We start from the raw sequence: 18,150 nt of genomic DNA on the forward strand, positions 1-18,150 counted from the left end.
TACCCTATGCCAGTGGTTTAAAATTAAACTGCTGGCACACATTGTAGCCCCCCAGCAATTACGTATAATTCAGCTCTTTTTTGCCCTAATGCCTTACTTTTTTCGTGTTTGGCTAAGCAAAAGTTTAAGTCAGGTATAGCAATTAAAGGTGAGTAGTGTGAAACAGCGTGATGTAATCGTAATTGGTGCTGGTGCAGCTGGGCTGTTTTGTGCAGCGCAAGCCGGTGCCCGTGGGCGCAGTGTAGAAGTGCTCGATCACGCCAAAAAGGTGGGCCGCAAGATACTTATGTCAGGAGGCGGACGCTGCAACTTCACCAATATGTACGCTGGGCCTGAAAACTTCTTATCGCAAAACCCGCACTTTTGTAAGTCGGCCCTAAGCCGATACACCCAATGGGACTTTATTGGATTGGTTGCCGAGCACGGCATTGCATACCACGAGAAAACCCTAGGCCAGTTATTTTGCGACGACAGCGCGAAAGATATTGTCGAGCTTCTGCTAAAAGAGTGCGACAAAGCTGGTGTAACCATTACCCCTCGCTGTGAAATACTAAGCGTTGAGAAAACCGAAACAGGTTACACGCTCAATACCTCTATGGGTGAATACCAGTGTGAGTCACTCGTTATTGCCACCGGCGGCTTGAGCATGCCGAAGCTAGGCGCCACACCGTTTGGCTACAAAGTGGCAGAGCAGTTTGGCTTGAGCGTGCTGCCCACCCGAGCGGCACTAGTACCTTTTACTCTGCAAGATAAAGACAAAGACGTACTAGCAGAACTAAGTGGCATTGCCATAGATGTAAATGCAGAATGTAACGACACCTCATTCCGTGAAGCCATGCTATTTACCCACCGGGGCTTAAGTGGCCCAGCCATGTTACAAATATCAAGCTACTGGGAAGCTGGCGATGCGCTAAGCATAAATACGCTGCCTACCGAAGATGCGCAGGCGCTTATCAACACCGCTCGCACCGACACCCCAGATGCCTTACTGGCAACCTGTTTAAACAAGGTGTTCCCTAAACGCATGGTACAAAGCTTTATTGAATACCATCAATGGCGCAACGTGCCGGTGAAGCAACTAAGCCACAGTGAATGCGAGGCTATTGCCAATACGCTAGAAAACTGGCAAATAAAACCCAACGGCACCGAGGGTTACAGAACCGCTGAAGTTACCATAGGTGGTGTAAACACCGACGAGTTATCGTCTAAAACCATGATGGCTAAGAATGTAGAAGGTTTGTATTTTATAGGCGAAGTGGTAGACGTAACCGGCTGGCTAGGCGGCTTTAATTTCCAGTGGGCCTGGAGCAGCGGCTGGGCAGCAGGGCAGGTGGTATAGTTATGAATCAAGTCATAAATTAAGTCATAAATTAAGTCAAAATGCGCATACTAAAAAGCGACTGTTCAGTAACATTGAACAGTCACTTTTAGCTATTTTTACATAGCTGCTTTTGTGCTTACCTGTGTCACATCAAAACTAGTTACTGGTTAGTTTCGTTAACCAAAATAACTTTACGATGTGGGAATGGAATTTCAATGTTCGCCTCATCAAGCCCTTTCTTAATTTGCTCAGGCACTGAGTAACGAATATCGAAGTAGTGCTGACCTTCACAGAAAGGACGCACAATGAAGTCTACCGAACTGTTGTTTAAGGTTTCAACTTCAACAAACGGTGCTGGCTCTTTAAGTACATGCGGGTGTTCAGCAAGTACTTTATCGATAACGGCGCGAGCTGCATCGATACTTTCACCATAAGCGACACCAAAGGTCATATCTACACCGCGAATTTCATGGTGTGAGTGGTTGGTAATTTGCTCGCCCCAAATTTGGCTATTTGGAATGATAATGTGTTGGTTATCGAAAGTTTGCAAAATAGTCGTGAACATATCTATTTCGGTGACTTTCCCAAACTTGCCTGCTGCTTCTACAAAGTCATCTACTTTGTATGGGCGGAAGATAAGAAGCATAACGCCAGCGGCTAAGTTAGACAGTGTGCCTTGTAGCGCTAGGCCTACGGCAAGCCCGGCTGCGCCCAGTAATGCAATGATAGAAGCGGTTTGTACACCAAAGCGGTTAAGTACGGCTATGCCCACAAACGCTAAGATGGTATAGCGTATTACGCTGCCAAAAAACTTAAATAGGGTGTCGTCTAATTGGGGGTATCGACCGGCTAGTGCAACCATGCCCTTATAGGCTTTGCCTGCTACCCACATGCCTATAATTAATATAAGTAACGCAAGTAGTATATTGGTGGCCCACGCTAGTGCGCCAGGGAGATACTGATCAACATCAAGTGATGCAATAAATTCTTCCATGTTAAAATTCCTCATAACGATGATTATTCTTTAATGATTCGTAAGGGTGCTTCAAGCCGCTATGTTATAGGCCATAATCAACATTAAAGGTATTCATCAATAGTATGAAGAGGTGAAAGTAAAGCAGTGAAATAAGCAATTTTTCCACTGCTTTATTTATATTAATCAGATGATTAAGGGTTTTTAAAAGGAATAGCGAACAAAGGCGGCAAACACTTCAGAATCGGAGAATTTGGTATATTCACCGCCAACTGCTATTGAATCCCAAAAGTATTGCGTGCCTAATTTATAGGCTTTTTGATCAGAACCTTCATCCCACTTCTGCCATTCTAATCCGCCATATATTTCCAGATTGTTTGTGATCATATGTCGAATATTGGCTTCACCGGTAAAGTACTCGGTGCCTGCAGAAACGGCATTGTCACTGTCGTTTATTTTAATATCAATTTCACCATAGCCAATTTTACCGTCTAGTACTGTGCGGTTCGAGAAATGGTGAATGTAGCCAAGTGCTACTTTCCAGCGATCCACATCCATGTTTACCCCTTGGGTTTTGTCATCAGCCATAAAGTAGGTGGCTTCGCCAAAGAAGTTCATGCCAAATTCTTTACTTGCCTTGAACTCTAAGCCTTTCGGGGTAAACATATCTATATCAGCAAATTCCGTTTGCACTAATGAAACCTGCGCAAAGTCGTAGGAGGGGGCATTATTAATAGGTTTATCAGCCGCAAATACAGCACTGGCTGCTAAAAAACAGGTTGGAGCGATAAGTAGTTTATACATTGAATATCCTTATTAGGTTGGGAGAACTAATAAGAAGAATAGGGGATGTGAGATGAACGAAAAATGAACGCTAAGTTAATCAATATTCAGGTAAAAAGAAGACGTTTTTACCTATGCTGAATAGTGAAAAATTTGTTTGTATGCTGCGCAAAGTACTTTATAAATGATGTATTACAACAAGCACTTTGCGCGGCATTATCAAACTAGTACTTAATCCCAAAGGTAAGCCTAACGGTTCTTGGTTCTACGGGGTGGTAGTGTAAGTCTTCTACCCCTTCTTCTGGCTCGCCAGGTAAACGAGAGGCGTAGTAATAATCGATGTCGTGTGCATCGTTATCAAGCAGGTTCAATACCTCTAAACCCACTTGCCAATCGCTATGTTGATAAGCAACTTGGGTGTTTAACAAAAAGGTTGAAGGCGGTTCAATAACATCAAAGCTATCTACTGTGCGTGAACTTAAGTACCTTGCACGCAAGGTATAACTGAAGCCTTTTTGATTGCTTCGCTGGTACCACGTAGCACCCGCACTGACTACTACAGGTACTGTGCCGTCTATATGATCCCCTTCACCATCAACGGTATCGCTAAAGCGTGCCTTGGTGTATGCCGCTTCTACATCGGCAGTAAGGTGATGACTTAACCAGTAATAAGCGCTTAGCTCCACCCCGTAACGTTTAGAGGGGCGGCTTGCTTCGGTAAAGCCCGCATCACCTACGTATACTAACTCACTGTCTAATTCTAACTGCCAAAGCGCAGCTGAAATATTGTACGTTTTGTCGTCAGTCCAGTTAATGCCGGTTTCGTAACCTAGTGAGCGAACCAATAACGGTGCGGGCTCTACGGCTTCACCTGTGACCGGGTCTTGAGTAATGGTAGTCCCTCGAGCATCGTTCGAATGATAACCCTGGCCTATGTTGGCAAAGGTGGTAACCGTGTCGGTAACGCGATATTTCAGGCCCGCTTTTAGGCTAAACATACCATCGCTTTCGCTACCGCTGTTTTCACTTTGGCCGTCTACCTCTACGTCAAAGTAGTCGTAACGTCCACCTAGTGATAGAGACAGTGCATCTGAGAGCATTATTGTTGACTGGACGAAGGCAGCGTAAGAACTACTTTCTATCGCATCTTCACGAATGATACCTTCGCCATTAGTACCTATACGCTGCAAGTCTTGTGTGCGATACAACCCTACATTATCGATATCGTCATATCGCCATTGCCCACCCAAGGTAATACTGCTTCCTTCGACAACGGTAAATGGAGTAGAAAGAGGAAGTGTTGTAGATAATTCACCCCCATAGATTTTTCTATCATCAGCTTGTTCGAATTGATCTCCCATATCTGGGTTATCTAAGAAATAGGTGAAGTTAGAGAAAAGGGTAAGGTCGGTATCGATAGCATAAAGCGATGCATTTATCGTGTCGCTGCTGTATTGCGCTGACAAACTGTATCGCGACGAATCACCGCCTACTTGAGTATCAATCGAGCCTAATCGGTCTATTAGGCCGCTTTCAATAGCTCTAGCAGGGACTTGGTCGGCGCTATTCCAATTGTTTTCATAAGCCATGCCGCTAATGGCTAATTCACCATCAAATAAAGGCACTATATAACGTAAATTAGCGTTCTTTTTCTTTACGTCTTCGTTAATGTCTGTCCATGGGCCGTCATAGGTTTGGTATTCCAAAGCGGCAATAGCCGTCCCTTTACCAATACTGGCTGAATTTAGGGTTACGGCACGGCGATAGTTGTCTTCACCTAAGGTTACAAACAGTTGGTTACTTTCAAGGCTATCTTTAGAACTAAAATACGCGCCGCCAGCGCTAGAGAAATCGCCAATGTTGGCGTAGTAGGTGCCTTTAAAATAGCTTAAGTTGTCTACCATTTCAGGAATTACAAAATTAAGATCTGAGTAACCCTGTCCGTGGCCATGGCTTCGCATATTTACTGGCATGCCATCTACACTGACTGCGAAGTCGGTACCATGGTCTAAATTAAAGCCCCGTAAAAAGTACTGATTCGCTTTACCTGAACCACTGTGCTGGGTCACCATCATGCCTGGAATAAACTCTAGCATTTCGCCTGTGCGAAGCATGGGGCGCTCGACTAATGTATCGCCCGATACCCAACCTTGAGAGGCTGAAACAAATTGCCCACTTTGTGTTTGCGTGCTGCCTTGAATGCGTATGCGTTCAATATCTGGTTCTGGTACCGCGTCGGGATCGTCTAGTGCGTAACTAACGGGTATGAAAAGTGTTGATGACAATGCAAGCGCAATGGAAACGGAAGAGAAACGTAAAGGCAATTGAGCACAGCGTAAATACATGAAAAGTTGTCTTTTTTGATGGTGATATTAACCTTACGCGTAAGATAACGTATTGGACGCAGCTTTTTTATTCGTAAGAGTTAATATTTAGATTTTATAAGACAACTGTCTTGGGCACCTTCTCACTAATTACAGATAAATAGTTTCATATTTAATCGGGGCTAATTTTTGCAGTATTTGATTTTCTTGCTGATAAGTCAGCCCTACATCTCGCATAGCGCCCTGAACGTACTCCACCAGAATATAAAATTCTCGTTCTTTAATATTTAAATCTTTGTGGGTCTCTAACATGGCTTTGCCTTCGTAAACACAAGGGCCGCCAATAAGCTCGCAAGTTTGTGATACCAGTTGTTTGCGTAAATGACTTTTAGGCACGCCATTAAAATAATGCCCTATAACAGGGTCTTTATAAATTCGATTAATAGCAACACCAAACACAGTGTTAAGGGTTTTACTGCCACCTATTTCATCGTACAGACTAGCAGAAGTTTGGCTTGCCGTTAGCGTAGAAGTGCACCCGCTTATACCTCCTAACATACTTAAAAGTAACGCGATTGCGGCTGTCGTTATTCTTTTTTTCTGTAAATAGCTACTCATCATCACCAACTTAAAAATTTGCAGTGGCAGTTAGATAGAAGCCTGTCGAACTAGGCTGCATAGGCAAGTTGCCCAAATCTACATAAGCTGCGGTGAGGGAAAATGACTTATTGGGAAAGTAAGCAATGAAGGCGTCGGTTACCGTATCCTCTTCAGCTAACCCGCCTAGGCGATTGGTTTGAGTTCTAAACTCAACGCCGATTACGGTTGAAGGGCTAGTTAGCAGCGCTAAGGAGCCTTCCCATTCCACTTTATAACTATCGTCATTCTCACTAGCAAAACCAAGTAAGCCAAAGGTGTTAGCTTTGGTATAGCGGGCAGTTAAATTGGTCAATAAGTTAAAGCCGTTAATGTGGCCTAAATAAAGTTTGGTGGCAGAAACAAAAAAGTCAGTACCGCTATCATCTTTAGCGCCCAGTATGCGTGCTACACCTTGATTGGGAAGTGGGCCGCTGCCATCAGGCAATAGAAGGGTGGTATCAAAATCTCGGTGCTTTTTATATTGGGCACCAACAGCCACTTGGGGCATCCAAGAACGTTGAGTAAATACACCATCACCCAACACTTTCACTTTTGCAGACACAATATCCATGTCGATACGGGTAGATTGGGCGGCGCTAATTGCTCCATCGGTGAGTAAACTGAAGACATTGCTAGTAATACCAGATGAAATATCCAAGCTTTGGCGCTGCACACTTAATTCTATGCGGTCGTAAATGCCTAAGCTGGCACCAAAGGTGGTTAAGGTGTAGTCGTTTAAATGTAGGTATTGAACGTTGGCGGTGCCGTTAATTTCTTCTTTACTGCCATAGCCGCTAATAAAGGCCCAAGGGGTGATACCACCACCAGCGGTACCTTCAAACCCGGTAATGCCGCCCGTTGCAGTTAGGCGAGAGCCCGTGTTTGCACAGCTGAAAAATGAAATTAAACAAAAGCCTAGGCAAAACAATATCGCTTTGATCATAAAGTCCCTTTCTTGAAGGTTACCTAAATAATAGGTCAGTTTTGCCAGAAATAAAGCCTTGCACGCGTTTTTCCTAAGCTGCAACCGTGAAGCGATTTTTGCCAGCACGCTTAGATTGGTATAGCGCTGTGTCGGCAGACTCCATTAGTGATTTTACGTCTAAAGCAATAAACTTATTTTGATCATGATAAGCCACGCCCAAACTAGCCGTTACACTAAAATCTGCGCCTTCTTTCGTGATAAAACGGTGACTTCTAATATTCTCGAGAATTCGTTTGGCTATTTCTTTAGCTTGTAACAGTGTGGTGCGGGGAAGGGCAATAATAAACTCGTCTCCCCCAATACGTGCAATAACGTCATTAGTACGTAGCGTATTTGCTGCAGTTTGCGCCACGGTTTTAATGACTTCGTCGCCCACGTGATGACCAAGGTTGTCGTTAATGTGTTTGAAGTTGTCTATGTCGAAAGAAATGAGTGCCAATCCAACATGGTTGGGGTTCAGCTTAACCAAGTTATTTTCAAAGTAATCAAAGAAATAACGCCGATTGTGCAGGCCAGTAAGCTCGTCTCGAATAGATAACGCCAGTAGTTTTTTTGCGTTTTTATTTTGGAAAATCACAAAAATAAGCAATAAGGCAAATATTAATGCTACTCCTGATAGCATCATATTTTTCTGTCGTACTTTCAGCGATTGCTCCCTTGCCGTTACCGCTTGCAGTTGGGTTTGTTGTTTTAATAGGGCTATTTCTTTGTCTTTACGCTCGGCCTCCATCGTAGCCTGTACTTGTGTGACATATTCTGAATTGTTTAATCGCTGCAATTCAAGAAAGTCTTTGTAATACATATGAATATATTCAAAAGCTTGCTCGAAGCGATTATCTTTAAATGCCACTAAACCTGCAATGTAATCAAGCTCTAAATGCCACTGCGTATTGTGTAATGCTTCTATGCCGTTAAAGATAGTACGTGCTTTCGATAAATCTTGTTTAGCTGCAGACAAGTTATCAAGGGTCAAATTGCATAGGGCGCGCTTTTTGTATAGTTCTGCGTTGTAATCAATGGGCCCCGATAAGCTCAATGCATCATCAATAGCACCAATAGCAAGGTTACACTCTCCTTTTTCTGCCATCGTCATGGCGCGGCCATAATGCAAATAGAAATTTTCGCTGTGATTGTCAGTAAAGCTGAGTGCTATTTCGTAACGGTTAAAATAGGAAAGTGCATCATCCCAACTCTCTAGTTTCCGGTTCACCATAGCTAAACCCAACAAGGTACTGGCAACATGGGGTTGGTAGCCAATTGACTCGAAGAAGGTAAGAGCACCTTCGTAATACTCAATGGCTTTTGTGTAATTCCCCAAATAGTTATAGGTGTCGCCTAAGCTCTCTTCTAATAACCCATTAAAAAAGGGGTTGTTTAAAGTGACAAGGTTTTTATAAGCATCTTGCAGTATGAGGGTGGCGCGGTAGTAGTCCCCTGAAAGTGCAAACCCATAACCTAATTCTCTAATAGCGAGCACATAAATAGTACTGTTAGTGTTTTCTTTGGCGACTTCAACTGCATACTTTAAAGTGTCGATAGCGCCTGAAATATTGCCTGTTTGGTGCATCCGACTCCCTTGTAAATAAAGCCACAGCGCATGCTGCTCGTTGGTCATTACATTGGCGAGCGGTGCAACAGTAACTAGGGTGGCATCCATTTCTTTGTATAGGGTTAATACATTTTCGGACTGTGCTTTTCGTAGCAGTAACCAAACTCGGCCTTCATTGCTGAAGTCATTTGCTTGCGCGAGTGTGACTAATTTGCGGTAGGTTTGCTGAGGATGCAGAAAAATGGACTCTTCAAAATCACGTAATGCATTCTCGCTAATTGCACCTGGTGTAGTGTCAGAAGCAGCTGTGGCTTCAGTCTCAGGGATTGCAGACACAGAAAAAGAAAGGCTAAACAGCATCCCCAATGCGGCGAAAAGTATTAAGAAACAGGTACGTCTATTTACTACAGCCAAAAAAAGCCCTCCGGATGGCTACAACTTTGCTTAATTAACTGTGCTTGAATAACGTTGCTGGGATTTATGTTGCTTATTTAACCTGCAATCGAGCACTAGGTTAGTATGAAAAGTGTTCGGAGTGAAGCGACATTTCTGCTTATTTTGTAAAGATCAATGTTTGCCAACTCACCCCTTGACGGTGCAATTTGTCACTAGAGGCGATGTTATGCATTAAGGTTAAGCCGCAAGATTTTGCGAACTCGATGGTGTCACTTACATTCACCGGATTAGCTACCCGTTCGTCATCAAATTCGCCGTGTCGTAAAGTAATTACTAAATGTCCTTCGGCAAAAAGCAATTGGCTACATCGTTGCAAGCTTTGCTGTTGCTGAACGTGGGTTAGATGCATCCAAACGGCACTAATTAAAATTAACCCGTAGTGTTGTTTTTTTTGTGATGTCAGTAAGGGCAGGGTATCTTTAATCCACGTTACCGACTCTCCTGTAAAGGCCATGCCCGATTGCATTAACGCGCTTGCAGGCTCAATAGCAGTAACGTGATTTCCCATATTGGCCAAGGCTTTCGCGTCTCTGCCTGCCCCCGCACCTATGTCTAATATAGTGGTATGGGTTGGCGATGGTATATGTGACAACCATTCACCATGTACATCCTCAAATGCAACGCTAGTATATTGTGAAGCAAGCTTTGAAGCATGCTGGTGGTAATACGCGATGTGTTTATTGTACTTCATGGTGTTAGCTGTTCTTTTGATATGTGTTTAACCATTTGGCTAAAATCGCCAAGGGCACTTGATGCCTGTTCTGTCCAATGCCAAAACAAAGGCACACCTAATTGTTTGCTAGGAAATAGCGAGATGAGCTGGCCCGATTCAACTTCTTGTTTAACTTGTAAGGTTGGCAATAACGCCCACGCTACGCCTTCTATGGCCATTTTTGCAAATCCATGAGACGACGGATACCAATGACATGTGGTTAGGGACGGTGCGAAGTCTAAACACTCTCGCTGATAATCGGTGAGTAGGGTGGCATCAAATTCGTCATAAAGTAAGCCCGGTGTGCCCATTACCCGCTCAGGGCTTACGTCATTTTTAAGGTAACGTTTTATAAAGCTGGGTGATGCATAGAGTTGATAATTCATGGTTCCCAGCCTAGCTGACTGCCCGCCGGTAATGGGAGTGCCAGTTTGGCTAATGCAGGCCATGACTTTACCTTGCTGCAATAGGGTGCGGGTTTGGGTTTGATCAGCATTATAGATATGTACGGGGTTAGAACGTATCTCGCTGAAGCTTGCCATCACCTCAGTAAACCATGTAGCTAGCACATCGTTGTTTACTGCCACACTCAGTGGCGAAGCACTGTCCGCCGCCCCGCTGCGTGTGGTTAGTTGCTCTTCTAATACACTCACTTTTTGCACGTGGGACAAGAGTTGTTCGCCAAGTGGCGTGGCTTTCAACGGTTTCATTCGTACCAAAACCGGCCCGCCCACTTGTTGTTCTAGTCGCTTTATCTTTTGCGAAACTGCCGACTGAGTCAGGTTGAGTGCTTGTGCACCGCGCTCAAAACTACCGTAGCGTAGTACTTCGCGAAAACTGTGTAGGGCGGCGTAATCAAGCATGATGGAGGCTGGTTCTCTAATTAACTAAGTGCTCTTGATTGTATTAATTAAATTAATAACAAAGAAAAATTATTAATTTAATTTAGTCTAAAAGAGTAGCTAAAATCAACGCCTCTTATTCAATCATTTCAATTTTTGAGGTTTAGTTCATGTTTGCGGCAGCGTTGAGTGGTTTTGTGATGGGCGGCACCCTAATAATTGCCGTTGGTGCACAAAATAGCTTTTTAATCGAACAGTCTTTAAAGCGTCAATGGACAGGGTTGTTCGTACTGCTGTTTATCGTGAGCGATGCCATTTCCATTAGCTTAGGAGCAATGGGGTTCGGGCTGCTGTTACAAGAATATCCGTTGTTGGTATCAGTAACTAAATGGGCCGGCGTTGTGTTTCTTCTATGGTTTGCGTTTAACAAGCTTAAAGCTTCTATGGCTGATGATGCACTTGTGCTTGAAATGTCGAAGAAGCAAACGTCATTCAAGCGAGCCTTTCTTATTGCCATGGCGGTGACGTGGTTGAATCCTCATTTTTACTTAGATACGCTGTTGTTGATGGGAAATCTAGCTAGCCAGTGGCAACTGAATAAATGGTGGTTTGTCTTCGGTGCAATTTGGGCATCTATCGTATGGTTTGTGGGACTAAGTACCCTAACCGCTAAATTCGCGCACCATATGCAGCGCCCGTCATTTTGGCGTTGGTTCAACCGCTTAAACGCAGCAGTATTAGGGGCGGTAAGTATTCAATTGGCTAGCTTGTAGTACAAGGCCAGTAGTTAAAGCGATTGGTGAAAGGCTGAGGGTAAAAGGAGATAAAATGAGCTGGGTTTATTTGATTGTGGCTGGCTTATTAGAAATAGGTTGGCCGGTGGGTTTGAAGCTGTCTCAAGAGGCTGAAACCCGCGTGATGGGGATATTGTTAGCGATAGGGTTTATGGCGGCCAGTGGTTTTTGTTTATGGATGGCGCAAAAAAATATTCCCATAGGTACCGCATATGCTGTGTGGACAGGCATAGGCGCAGCAGGAACGTTTTTAGTTGGGGTCGTGTTTTATGGCGATCCTACTTCTATCGCGCGCTATTTTGGCGCAGCCCTTATCGTGGCAGGCGTAGTGGTATTGAAATTAGCTCACTAAGCTCACTAAGCTCACTATCAGAATGTCGGGTATAAAAAAGCTCAGGTAGTACCTGAGCTTTTTTGTGTATAGCCTAACGGTAACGATTAGTTAGCGTCTAGTTAGGGTTTAGTTGGGCGCGAAGTGCAGTTAAAAAGGTATCGATGCGCTCGGCGTTTTTACCTAAATCGCTTCTACCAACCCGAGACTTACTACGAATATCTACCAGGGTGTTATCGTCTTTAGCTTTAAGGCGAATAACCACATCATCTTTGAATCCAAACCACTGGGTGGTGTCAGTCGCTTCTAATGTATAGGGCAATGCGCCATCGGCAACACGCTCCCAGCCTAGTGCGTCAATAGTACGCTCGCTAGCGGCAAAGACTTCATCAATACTTTGCGCCAATAATTGGGTTCTAATTTCAGGGTAAGCATCGATTTGCTGACGCGTTACCTCACCACCTTCGTAAGTAATAGGATTTGGTGCATTTTCACGCAGCGGTGCAATAGCCACAAACGCCGGAGGATTGGTCACATCGGTAGTAATATCGTGAATAGGCGGTACGGTACTGGCTTTGCCCATCATGCTTACTGGCATGGCGACGGCAATTAACGCTAATACAGCAAAAACAAATGTACTTCCCCAGCTGACGCTTTTACGTTTTATTAGTACTTGTAGAATAATAAGTATAATGGCTGCGCCACCCACATATACGCCATAGCGCAGCGAGGTAAATGCGGTACCTAAATCGACGCCTGCGTATTGATATAGCGGGCCTGGTAGTACCACCATTAAAAATCCGATAATGCTGGTCAATGCAATAAGTGCTTTCAAGTGAGCTCCTAATTATTATTGTTGCTTTGAATAACATAACTTTAACAGCCATTTGGCTATTTTGGTTCAAATTTTCCACTAAATTTGTGGGAGAGGTTTTTTGATATATTACAAAAATCATATAGAGCAGTGAAATTACAAAGGTACCAGAAGCCCAAGTGCGCTTTTAGGTAAGGGGAATTAAGCATCCTCTGCTATGCTATAGGCTGATACAAACATGAGGTTTACCATGGGGAATGCCCAAGAGATACCTTCTTTTAACGTAACAAATGCGCAAAAAGTGGAGTTGTTGTTAGACATACTTTCCACTAAAAAAGCAGAGTTTGAGGAAGGGATGACAGAGTACGCGCTAATTTCTCAACTTAAGTCACCTCCTTATCAGTTGTTCAATGACAATGCGCTGCGCGATCCCCTCGCTTTGTTCAATACGCACTTTATCTTGTTTCATGCCCTATATTTACTAAGAAACCTTTGGCGTGATGCCCTGGTAGGCGAGCTAGATATTCATACTACCCGTATAGTGCTATTGCCCTTGAAATCGAGTGCTCAAAGCAACGGTGAGAGTAACACCACAACATTGGGTAAAAGCGATTCACTTGCTGACTACTACCTGAACTGGCAAAACTTAACCAGTACTGGCGAAGCCGATGTAGAAGCTTTATTGAATAGTTTTTGGCAGCGAATGACGGGGGCCGACCCCGTTTTTGATTCAAAAGAAAGTATTGAGCAATGTCACACTTTACTCAATTTAGACGAATCTGTATCCATCACATTAGCGATACTTAAGAGGCATTACCGAAAGCAGTTGGCAACAGTGCACCCAGACAAAGGGGGAAGCCATGAAGCAGCGCAGAATGTAATTTCGGCGTACCAAACTTTATTGCGGTATTACGGGCTCTGATGCTAAAAGTTGAATGAGAAGCGAGTTTTACTCCCTTAGTTTACCGTTGCAGTATAAAAATACTGCAACTGACCGACAAGATTTGCATCTTCGACTCCCTTTACTTTTAATCTTTAGTATATGCGCACACAATGCAAATATTGTGTCAGGTATGCCATGAATATAGGTCTGTCATTATTCGTGCTGGCAGGAGAGTAACCCCTTCGTCACAGTAATTTGCTACTTTGCTAAGTTACTGCAATGTCGCGCTGCATTTGAAGTTTACGATCTCATTAGTCCAGTTGGATGTGATCGGGCTGAGTAATGCCAAGGTATTTATAACTCGGCGCATGGAAGCTACCTAAAATAATATTGGTTCAAAATTTAAGTTTATGGGTTAAACGTTCTCGTTTGCCGGTAACCGTTAGTTTTTAAATTCGAGAAATTATTATGAAACGCGTTTTTTATGTCATCACTACCCTAGCTTTGTTGGTAGGTGCGATTGGGTGTTCGTCTGAGTCTGAACAGGCGGGTGCAGGGCAGCAAGCTATGCCGCCACAATCTGTGTCTGTGCTTACGATTGCTCGCCAATCGGTAACCCATGAAATGATCCTTCCAGGAAGGGTAACGCCGTCTCGGCAATCGCAAGTACGTCCACAGGTCGATGGGGTGATTACAGAGCGTTTATTTGAAGAAGGTGCACAGGTTGAAAAAGGCCAGCAGCTATATCAAATTGATGATGCGCGCTACCGTGCTCAGTTAAATAGCACCATCGCTGATGTTAAAAGCGCCGAAGCGAATTTGAAAACGTTAGAAGCGAAAGCTCGTCGCTACGACGACCTGATTAAAAAAAATGCGATTAGTCGCCAAGAATACGACGATGTTATTGCGCAAAAAGAACAAGCACAAGCGGCAATTATTGTTGCTGAAGCAGCGGTAGATTTAGCGCGAGTTAACTTAGGCTACACCAAAGTGTATGCGCCAATTAGCGGCCGTATCAGTCGCTCATTTGTAACCGAAGGTACGCTAGCGACTACCAACCAGACGCAACAACTTGCCACTATCACGCAATTAAACCCTATCTTTATTGATATGCAGGAGTCGGGTCGCGCTATTTTAACCCTTCGCCAAGCTATGCAAAAGCAGGGCTCTATGCCTGTTGAGCTAACACTTGATGAAGCCACAGGTAAAAAATATGAACACACAGGTAGCGTGAAGTTTTCAGAAGTTACCGTAGATGAAAGTACTGGTTCAGTTGCCCTTCGCGCCGAAATGCCAAATCCAGATGGCTTGTTGTTACCAGGTTTATTCGTGAAAGGCCATGTTATTACCGGTACAGAACAAGCGTTATTGGTGCCTCAGCGCGCCACTATGCGTCAACAAGATGGTTCGTTATCGGTATATGTAGTCAACAGCAATGACGAAGTAGAAGTTCGCGCACTAAAAACTAGCGATATCTACAAAGACCAATACATTGCCACTTCGGGTATTAAAGAAGGCGATAGACTTATTGTTTCTGGTTACCAAAAAGTGAAACCTGGCAGTAAAGTAAACACCAGCGAGTGGCAGTCAACGTCACGCGGCTCACGTTAAGATAGGATTAGTTTACTATGGCTCGCTTTTTTATCGACAGACCCGTCTTTGCGTGGGTACTTGCAATAATTACGATGATGGCAGGGATACTTGCCATCTATACCCTACCCATTGAGCAATACCCTAAAGTTGCGCCACCCACGGTGACTATCACCGCAACATACCCTGGTGCTTCAGCGGAAACCGTTGAAAACTCTGTCACGCAGGTGGTCGAACAAAACTTATCAGGTATAGATAACTTACGTTATTTCTCCGCCAGTAGCTCAAACAGCAGCATGTCTATTAGCCTTACCTTTGAGCCGGGTACCGACCCTGACATTGCGCAGGTTCAAACCCAAAACAAAGTACAAGCGGCGCTTCCGTTGCTACCAGCACAGGTGCAGCAACAAGGGGTTACGGTTGCGAAATCAAACTCAGCGTTTTCGTTAGCCATTGGCTTTTACGATGAAACGGGGCAAATGAGTCAGTACGACTTAAGTGACTTGTTGGTGTCTCAATTTCGCGATTCAGTCTCCCGTGTGAATGGTGTGGGTAGCGTGCGAGTCTTTGGTGCCCAGCGCTCAATGCGAATTTGGTTAGATCCAGACAAACTATACAGCTACAACCTAACACCGGTAGATGTTCAAGCCGCGGTAGAAGTGCAGAATACCGACGTATCCGCAGGGCAATTAGGCGGTTTACCGGCCATTCAAGGCCAGCAAATTAACGCCACTATTCAAGCTCAATCGCGCTTACAAACTGTAGATGATTTTGAAAGCATCGTGCTGCGTGTAAACACCGATGGTTCTCAAGTACGAGTACGCGATGTTGCACGAGTTGAACTAGGTGCAGAAAGCTACGATGTTATCGTTCGTTACGATCGTCACCCTGCCTCAGGTATGGCGATTAGCTTAGCGTCTGGTGCGAACGCGCTAGATACCATCAACGCAGTGAAACAACGTGTTGAAGAACTACGGGTTAACCTGCCTGACAGCGTAAAAGTGGTTTATCCGGTTGATGCGTCGCCCTTTATCGAATTATCAATTGAGTCGGTGGTGCACACACTGATAGAAGCCGTGGTACTGGTTTTCTTTGTCATGCTGCTGTTTTTGCAAAATTGGCGCGCTACCCTTATTCCTACTATCGCGGTTCCGGTGGTATTGCTAGGTACCTTTGCAGTACTACTGGCGTTTGGTTACAGCATTAACGTATTAACTATGTTTGCCATGGTGCTCGCCATCGGCTTGCTAGTGGACGACGCTATCGTAGTAGTTGAAAACGTTGAACGTATTATGGAAGAAGAGGGCTTACCACCTGCTGAAGCCACTAAAAAATCCATGACACAAATTACCGGTGCGCTGGTAGGTATCGCCGCCGTGTTATCAACAGTATTTATTCCTATGGCCTTTTTCAGTGGATCTGCTGGGGCCATTTATCGTCAGTTCTCAATAACTATCGTATCTGCCATGGGATTCTCGGTATTGGTGGCAATTATATTGTCACCTTCATTGTGTGCCACGCTGCTAAAACAGCACGACCCCGAGCACAACAAAGACAAAGGCTTCTTTGGTTGGTTTAACCGTACGTTCAACAAAGGCCGTGACCGCTATCAAAGAACCACTACCCACATGGCGAAACGCGCCAAGCGTTACTTCGCTGTGTACGGTATTTTAGTGGCGGGTATGGCGTATATCTTTGCCCAATTGCCAGGTGCGTTCTTACCCGATGAAGACCAAGGTCGCTTAATGGTGCTAATCAGCACGCCTCCAGGAGCAACCGCTGGGCGCACCTTAGAGTCGGTTAAGAAGGCAGAAGACTTTTTCTTAGACCAAGAGCAAGGAGCAGTTAATGGCTTGTTTACGGTAGTCGGTTTTAGTTTTGCAGGCCAAGCACAAAACGCAGGTATGGGGTTTGTAAACTTGAATGACTGGAGCGTGCGAGATGAAAGTGACTCAGCATTTGCACTAGTAGGCCGAGCCTTTGGGGCATTTAGTCAGATTGAAGATGCATCGGCATTTCCTATCGTGCCACCGCCTATTATGGAATTAGGTAACGCGACAGGTTTTGATATGCAGCTTGTGGATCGGGGAAGTAATGGTCATGTGGCCTTAATGAATGCCCGTAATCAGTTGCTCGGTATGGCCGCACAAAACCCTAAACTTGCGGGTGTTCGCCCGAATGGCTTAAGCGACGTACCTCAGTTTAAGGTGAACATAGATAGCGAAAAAGCATCTGCACTGGGGTTGAACCTAAGTGAAATAAACAGTGCACTGCAAATTGCGTGGGGCTCAAGTTACGTAAACGACTTTATTGATAAAGGCCGTATTAAACGGGTGTACATGCAAGCTGATGCTCAATATCGCATGTCGCCAGACGACTTAGATAAGTGGTTTGTACGCAACGCCGACGGTGATATGGTGGCCTTCAGTACTTTTGCCTCTACCCAGTGGGTTTACGGCTCGCCTAAACTAGAGCGTTTTAACGGTATTTCGTCGGTGAACATTCAAGGTAGCCCTGCTGAAGGTATTTCATCCGGTGAAGCCATGGAAGAAATGGAGAAACTGGTTGCTCAATTGCCTGATGGTTATGCCATTGAGTGGTCAGGGTTATCTTTTGAAGAACAACAAGCTGGCTCGCAAGCGCCTATGCTGTATGCTATTTCTATTCTCATCGTATTTTTATGTCTAGCGGCATTATATGAGAGTTGGTCTGTGCCATTTGCTGTAATGCTGGTGGTACCTTTGGGTATATTAGGGTCTGTGACGGCAGCGTTTTTATTCAATCTGCCAAACGATGTTTACCTACAAGTTGCGTTTTTAACCACGGTTGGTTTGGCGGCGAAAAATGCCATTCTTATTGTAGAATTCGCAAAAGACCAATACGAAGAAGGCATAGACTTAATGACGGCGGTATCAAACGCAGCTTCTCAGCGTTTTCGCCCAATATTAATGACATCTATGGCCTTTATACTCGGGGTAACACCGCTGGCATTGGCTAGTGGTGCAGGTTCAGCAAGCCAAAACGCGATAGGTATTGCGGTAATGGGGGGCATGTTTGCTGCCACCTTCTTAGCTATTTTCTTTGTACCTATGTTCTACGTGATGGTTGAAAAGCTGTTTCATAAACAAGATAAATAACTTAGACGTTGAGGTTT

Annotated in this window: 15 protein-coding genes; 6 read left to right on the plus strand and 9 right to left on the minus strand. The window is 44.5% G+C overall.

Annotation, left to right across the window (positions count from 1 at the left end; translation table 11 throughout):
* Window positions 1–157: 157 nt before the first annotated feature.
* Window positions 158–1,339, plus strand: a complete 1,182-nt coding sequence (locus tag AV939_RS00895) for an NAD(P)/FAD-dependent oxidoreductase (protein ID WP_061996853.1) — start codon at window positions 158–160, stop codon at window positions 1,337–1,339.
* A 142-nt stretch (window positions 1,340–1,481) separates the two neighbouring features.
* On the opposite strand, the gene AV939_RS00900 is transcribed toward AV939_RS00895, so the two are convergent.
* The 8 genes from AV939_RS00900 to AV939_RS00935 all read right to left on the minus strand — a co-directional run bounded on the left by AV939_RS00900 (window position 1,482) and on the right by AV939_RS00935 (window position 10,605).
* Window positions 1,482–2,315 (minus strand): mechanosensitive ion channel family protein, encoded by an 834-nt coding sequence (locus AV939_RS00900; protein WP_057794772.1) that lies wholly within the window; start codon window positions 2,313–2,315, stop codon window positions 1,482–1,484.
* Between the two features lie 183 nt (window positions 2,316–2,498).
* A complete protein-coding gene (locus tag AV939_RS00905; protein WP_061996855.1) occupies window positions 2,499–3,098 on the minus strand; it encodes a hypothetical protein in 600 nt (199 codons plus the stop codon).
* A gap of 203 nt (window positions 3,099–3,301) precedes the next feature.
* Entirely contained in the window at window positions 3,302–5,422 is a 2,121-nt protein-coding gene (locus AV939_RS00910) for a TonB-dependent receptor (protein WP_057794768.1), read from the minus strand.
* Between the two features lie 129 nt (window positions 5,423–5,551).
* Window positions 5,552–5,959, minus strand: a complete 408-nt coding sequence (locus AV939_RS00915) for a group I truncated hemoglobin (RefSeq protein ID WP_231751151.1) — start codon at window positions 5,957–5,959, stop codon at window positions 5,552–5,554.
* A 70-nt stretch (window positions 5,960–6,029) separates the two neighbouring features.
* Window positions 6,030–6,983, minus strand: a complete 954-nt coding sequence (locus AV939_RS00920) for a DUF3034 family protein (protein WP_057794763.1) — start codon at window positions 6,981–6,983, stop codon at window positions 6,030–6,032.
* Between the two features lie 73 nt (window positions 6,984–7,056).
* Complete coding sequence (locus AV939_RS00925; RefSeq protein ID WP_138118153.1) at window positions 7,057–8,988, minus strand: diguanylate cyclase; 1,932 nt, start codon at window positions 8,986–8,988, stop codon at window positions 7,057–7,059.
* Window positions 8,989–9,127: 139 nt separating this feature from the next.
* Window positions 9,128–9,721 (minus strand): class I SAM-dependent methyltransferase, encoded by a 594-nt coding sequence (locus AV939_RS00930; RefSeq protein WP_057794758.1) that lies wholly within the window; start codon window positions 9,719–9,721, stop codon window positions 9,128–9,130.
* Window positions 9,718–10,605, minus strand: coding sequence for an ArgP/LysG family DNA-binding transcriptional regulator (locus AV939_RS00935; protein ID WP_057794757.1), 888 nt, complete (start codon window positions 10,603–10,605; stop codon window positions 9,718–9,720). Before AV939_RS00935 ends, AV939_RS00930 begins: the two co-directional genes overlap by 4 nt.
* Before the next feature lie 149 nt (window positions 10,606–10,754).
* Here AV939_RS00935 and AV939_RS00940 point away from each other — a divergent pair, with 149 nt between their 5' ends.
* Together AV939_RS00940 and AV939_RS00945 are read left to right on the plus strand one after the other, a co-directional pair.
* The gene (locus AV939_RS00940; RefSeq protein ID WP_057794755.1) at window positions 10,755–11,357 is read left to right on the plus strand and encodes a LysE/ArgO family amino acid transporter; all 603 of its coding nucleotides are present in this window, start codon (window positions 10,755–10,757) and stop codon (window positions 11,355–11,357) included.
* Window positions 11,358–11,412: 55 nt separating this feature from the next.
* Window positions 11,413–11,730: a DMT family transporter gene (locus AV939_RS00945; protein WP_057794753.1), complete on the plus strand. Its 318-nt coding sequence runs from the start codon at window positions 11,413–11,415 to the stop codon at window positions 11,728–11,730.
* Between the two features lie 97 nt (window positions 11,731–11,827).
* Here the strand turns inward: AV939_RS00945 and AV939_RS00950 are convergent, their stop codons facing one another.
* Window positions 11,828–12,544 (minus strand): DUF1499 domain-containing protein, encoded by a 717-nt coding sequence (locus AV939_RS00950; RefSeq protein WP_057794751.1) that lies wholly within the window; start codon window positions 12,542–12,544, stop codon window positions 11,828–11,830.
* Between the two features lie 217 nt (window positions 12,545–12,761).
* Here AV939_RS00950 and AV939_RS00955 point away from each other — a divergent pair, with 217 nt between their 5' ends.
* The 3 genes from AV939_RS00955 to AV939_RS00965 all read left to right on the plus strand — a co-directional run bounded on the left by AV939_RS00955 (window position 12,762) and on the right by AV939_RS00965 (window position 18,133).
* Window positions 12,762–13,445: a DNA-J related domain-containing protein gene (locus tag AV939_RS00955; protein ID WP_231701263.1), complete on the plus strand. Its 684-nt coding sequence runs from the start codon at window positions 12,762–12,764 to the stop codon at window positions 13,443–13,445.
* A 429-nt stretch (window positions 13,446–13,874) separates the two neighbouring features.
* Window positions 13,875–15,017, plus strand: coding sequence for an efflux RND transporter periplasmic adaptor subunit (locus AV939_RS00960; RefSeq protein WP_057794747.1), 1,143 nt, complete (start codon window positions 13,875–13,877; stop codon window positions 15,015–15,017).
* 17 nt (window positions 15,018–15,034) lie between these two features.
* Window positions 15,035–18,133 carry an efflux RND transporter permease subunit gene (locus tag AV939_RS00965; protein WP_057794745.1) on the plus strand — a complete coding sequence of 1,033 codons (3,099 nt, stop codon included), beginning with the start codon at window positions 15,035–15,037 and terminating at the stop codon, window positions 18,131–18,133.
* Window positions 18,134–18,150: the final 17 nt, after the last annotated feature.

Origin of the sequence: Alteromonas sp. Mac1 (assembly GCF_001562125.1) — a bacterium.
GTDB lineage: Bacteria > Pseudomonadota > Gammaproteobacteria > Enterobacterales > Alteromonadaceae > Alteromonas > Alteromonas stellipolaris.

Coding starts and splice junctions, on each gene's coding strand:
- AV939_RS00900 (WP_057794772.1), bottom strand. CDS start 2,315: ATGGAAGAATTTATTGCATCACTTGATGTTGATCAGTATCTCCCTGGC.
- AV939_RS00905 (WP_061996855.1), bottom strand. CDS start 3,098: ATGTATAAACTACTTATCGCTCCAACCTGTTTTTTAGCAGCCAGTGCT.
- AV939_RS00910 (WP_057794768.1), bottom strand. CDS start 5,422: ATGTATTTACGCTGTGCTCAATTGCCTTTACGTTTCTCTTCCGTTTCC.
- AV939_RS00915 (WP_231751151.1), bottom strand. CDS start 5,959: ATGTTAGGAGGTATAAGCGGGTGCACTTCTACGCTAACGGCAAGCCAA.
- AV939_RS00920 (WP_057794763.1), bottom strand. CDS start 6,983: ATGATCAAAGCGATATTGTTTTGCCTAGGCTTTTGTTTAATTTCATTT.
- AV939_RS00930 (WP_057794758.1), bottom strand. CDS start 9,721: ATGAAGTACAATAAACACATCGCGTATTACCACCAGCATGCTTCAAAG.
- AV939_RS00935 (WP_057794757.1), bottom strand. CDS start 10,605: ATGCTTGATTACGCCGCCCTACACAGTTTTCGCGAAGTACTACGCTAC.
- AV939_RS00940 (WP_057794755.1), top strand. CDS start 10,755: ATGTTTGCGGCAGCGTTGAGTGGTTTTGTGATGGGCGGCACCCTAATA.
- AV939_RS00945 (WP_057794753.1), top strand. CDS start 11,413: ATGAGCTGGGTTTATTTGATTGTGGCTGGCTTATTAGAAATAGGTTGG.
- AV939_RS00955 (WP_231701263.1), top strand. CDS start 12,762: ATGAGGTTTACCATGGGGAATGCCCAAGAGATACCTTCTTTTAACGTA.
- AV939_RS00960 (WP_057794747.1), top strand. CDS start 13,875: ATGAAACGCGTTTTTTATGTCATCACTACCCTAGCTTTGTTGGTAGGT.
- AV939_RS00965 (WP_057794745.1), top strand. CDS start 15,035: ATGGCTCGCTTTTTTATCGACAGACCCGTCTTTGCGTGGGTACTTGCA.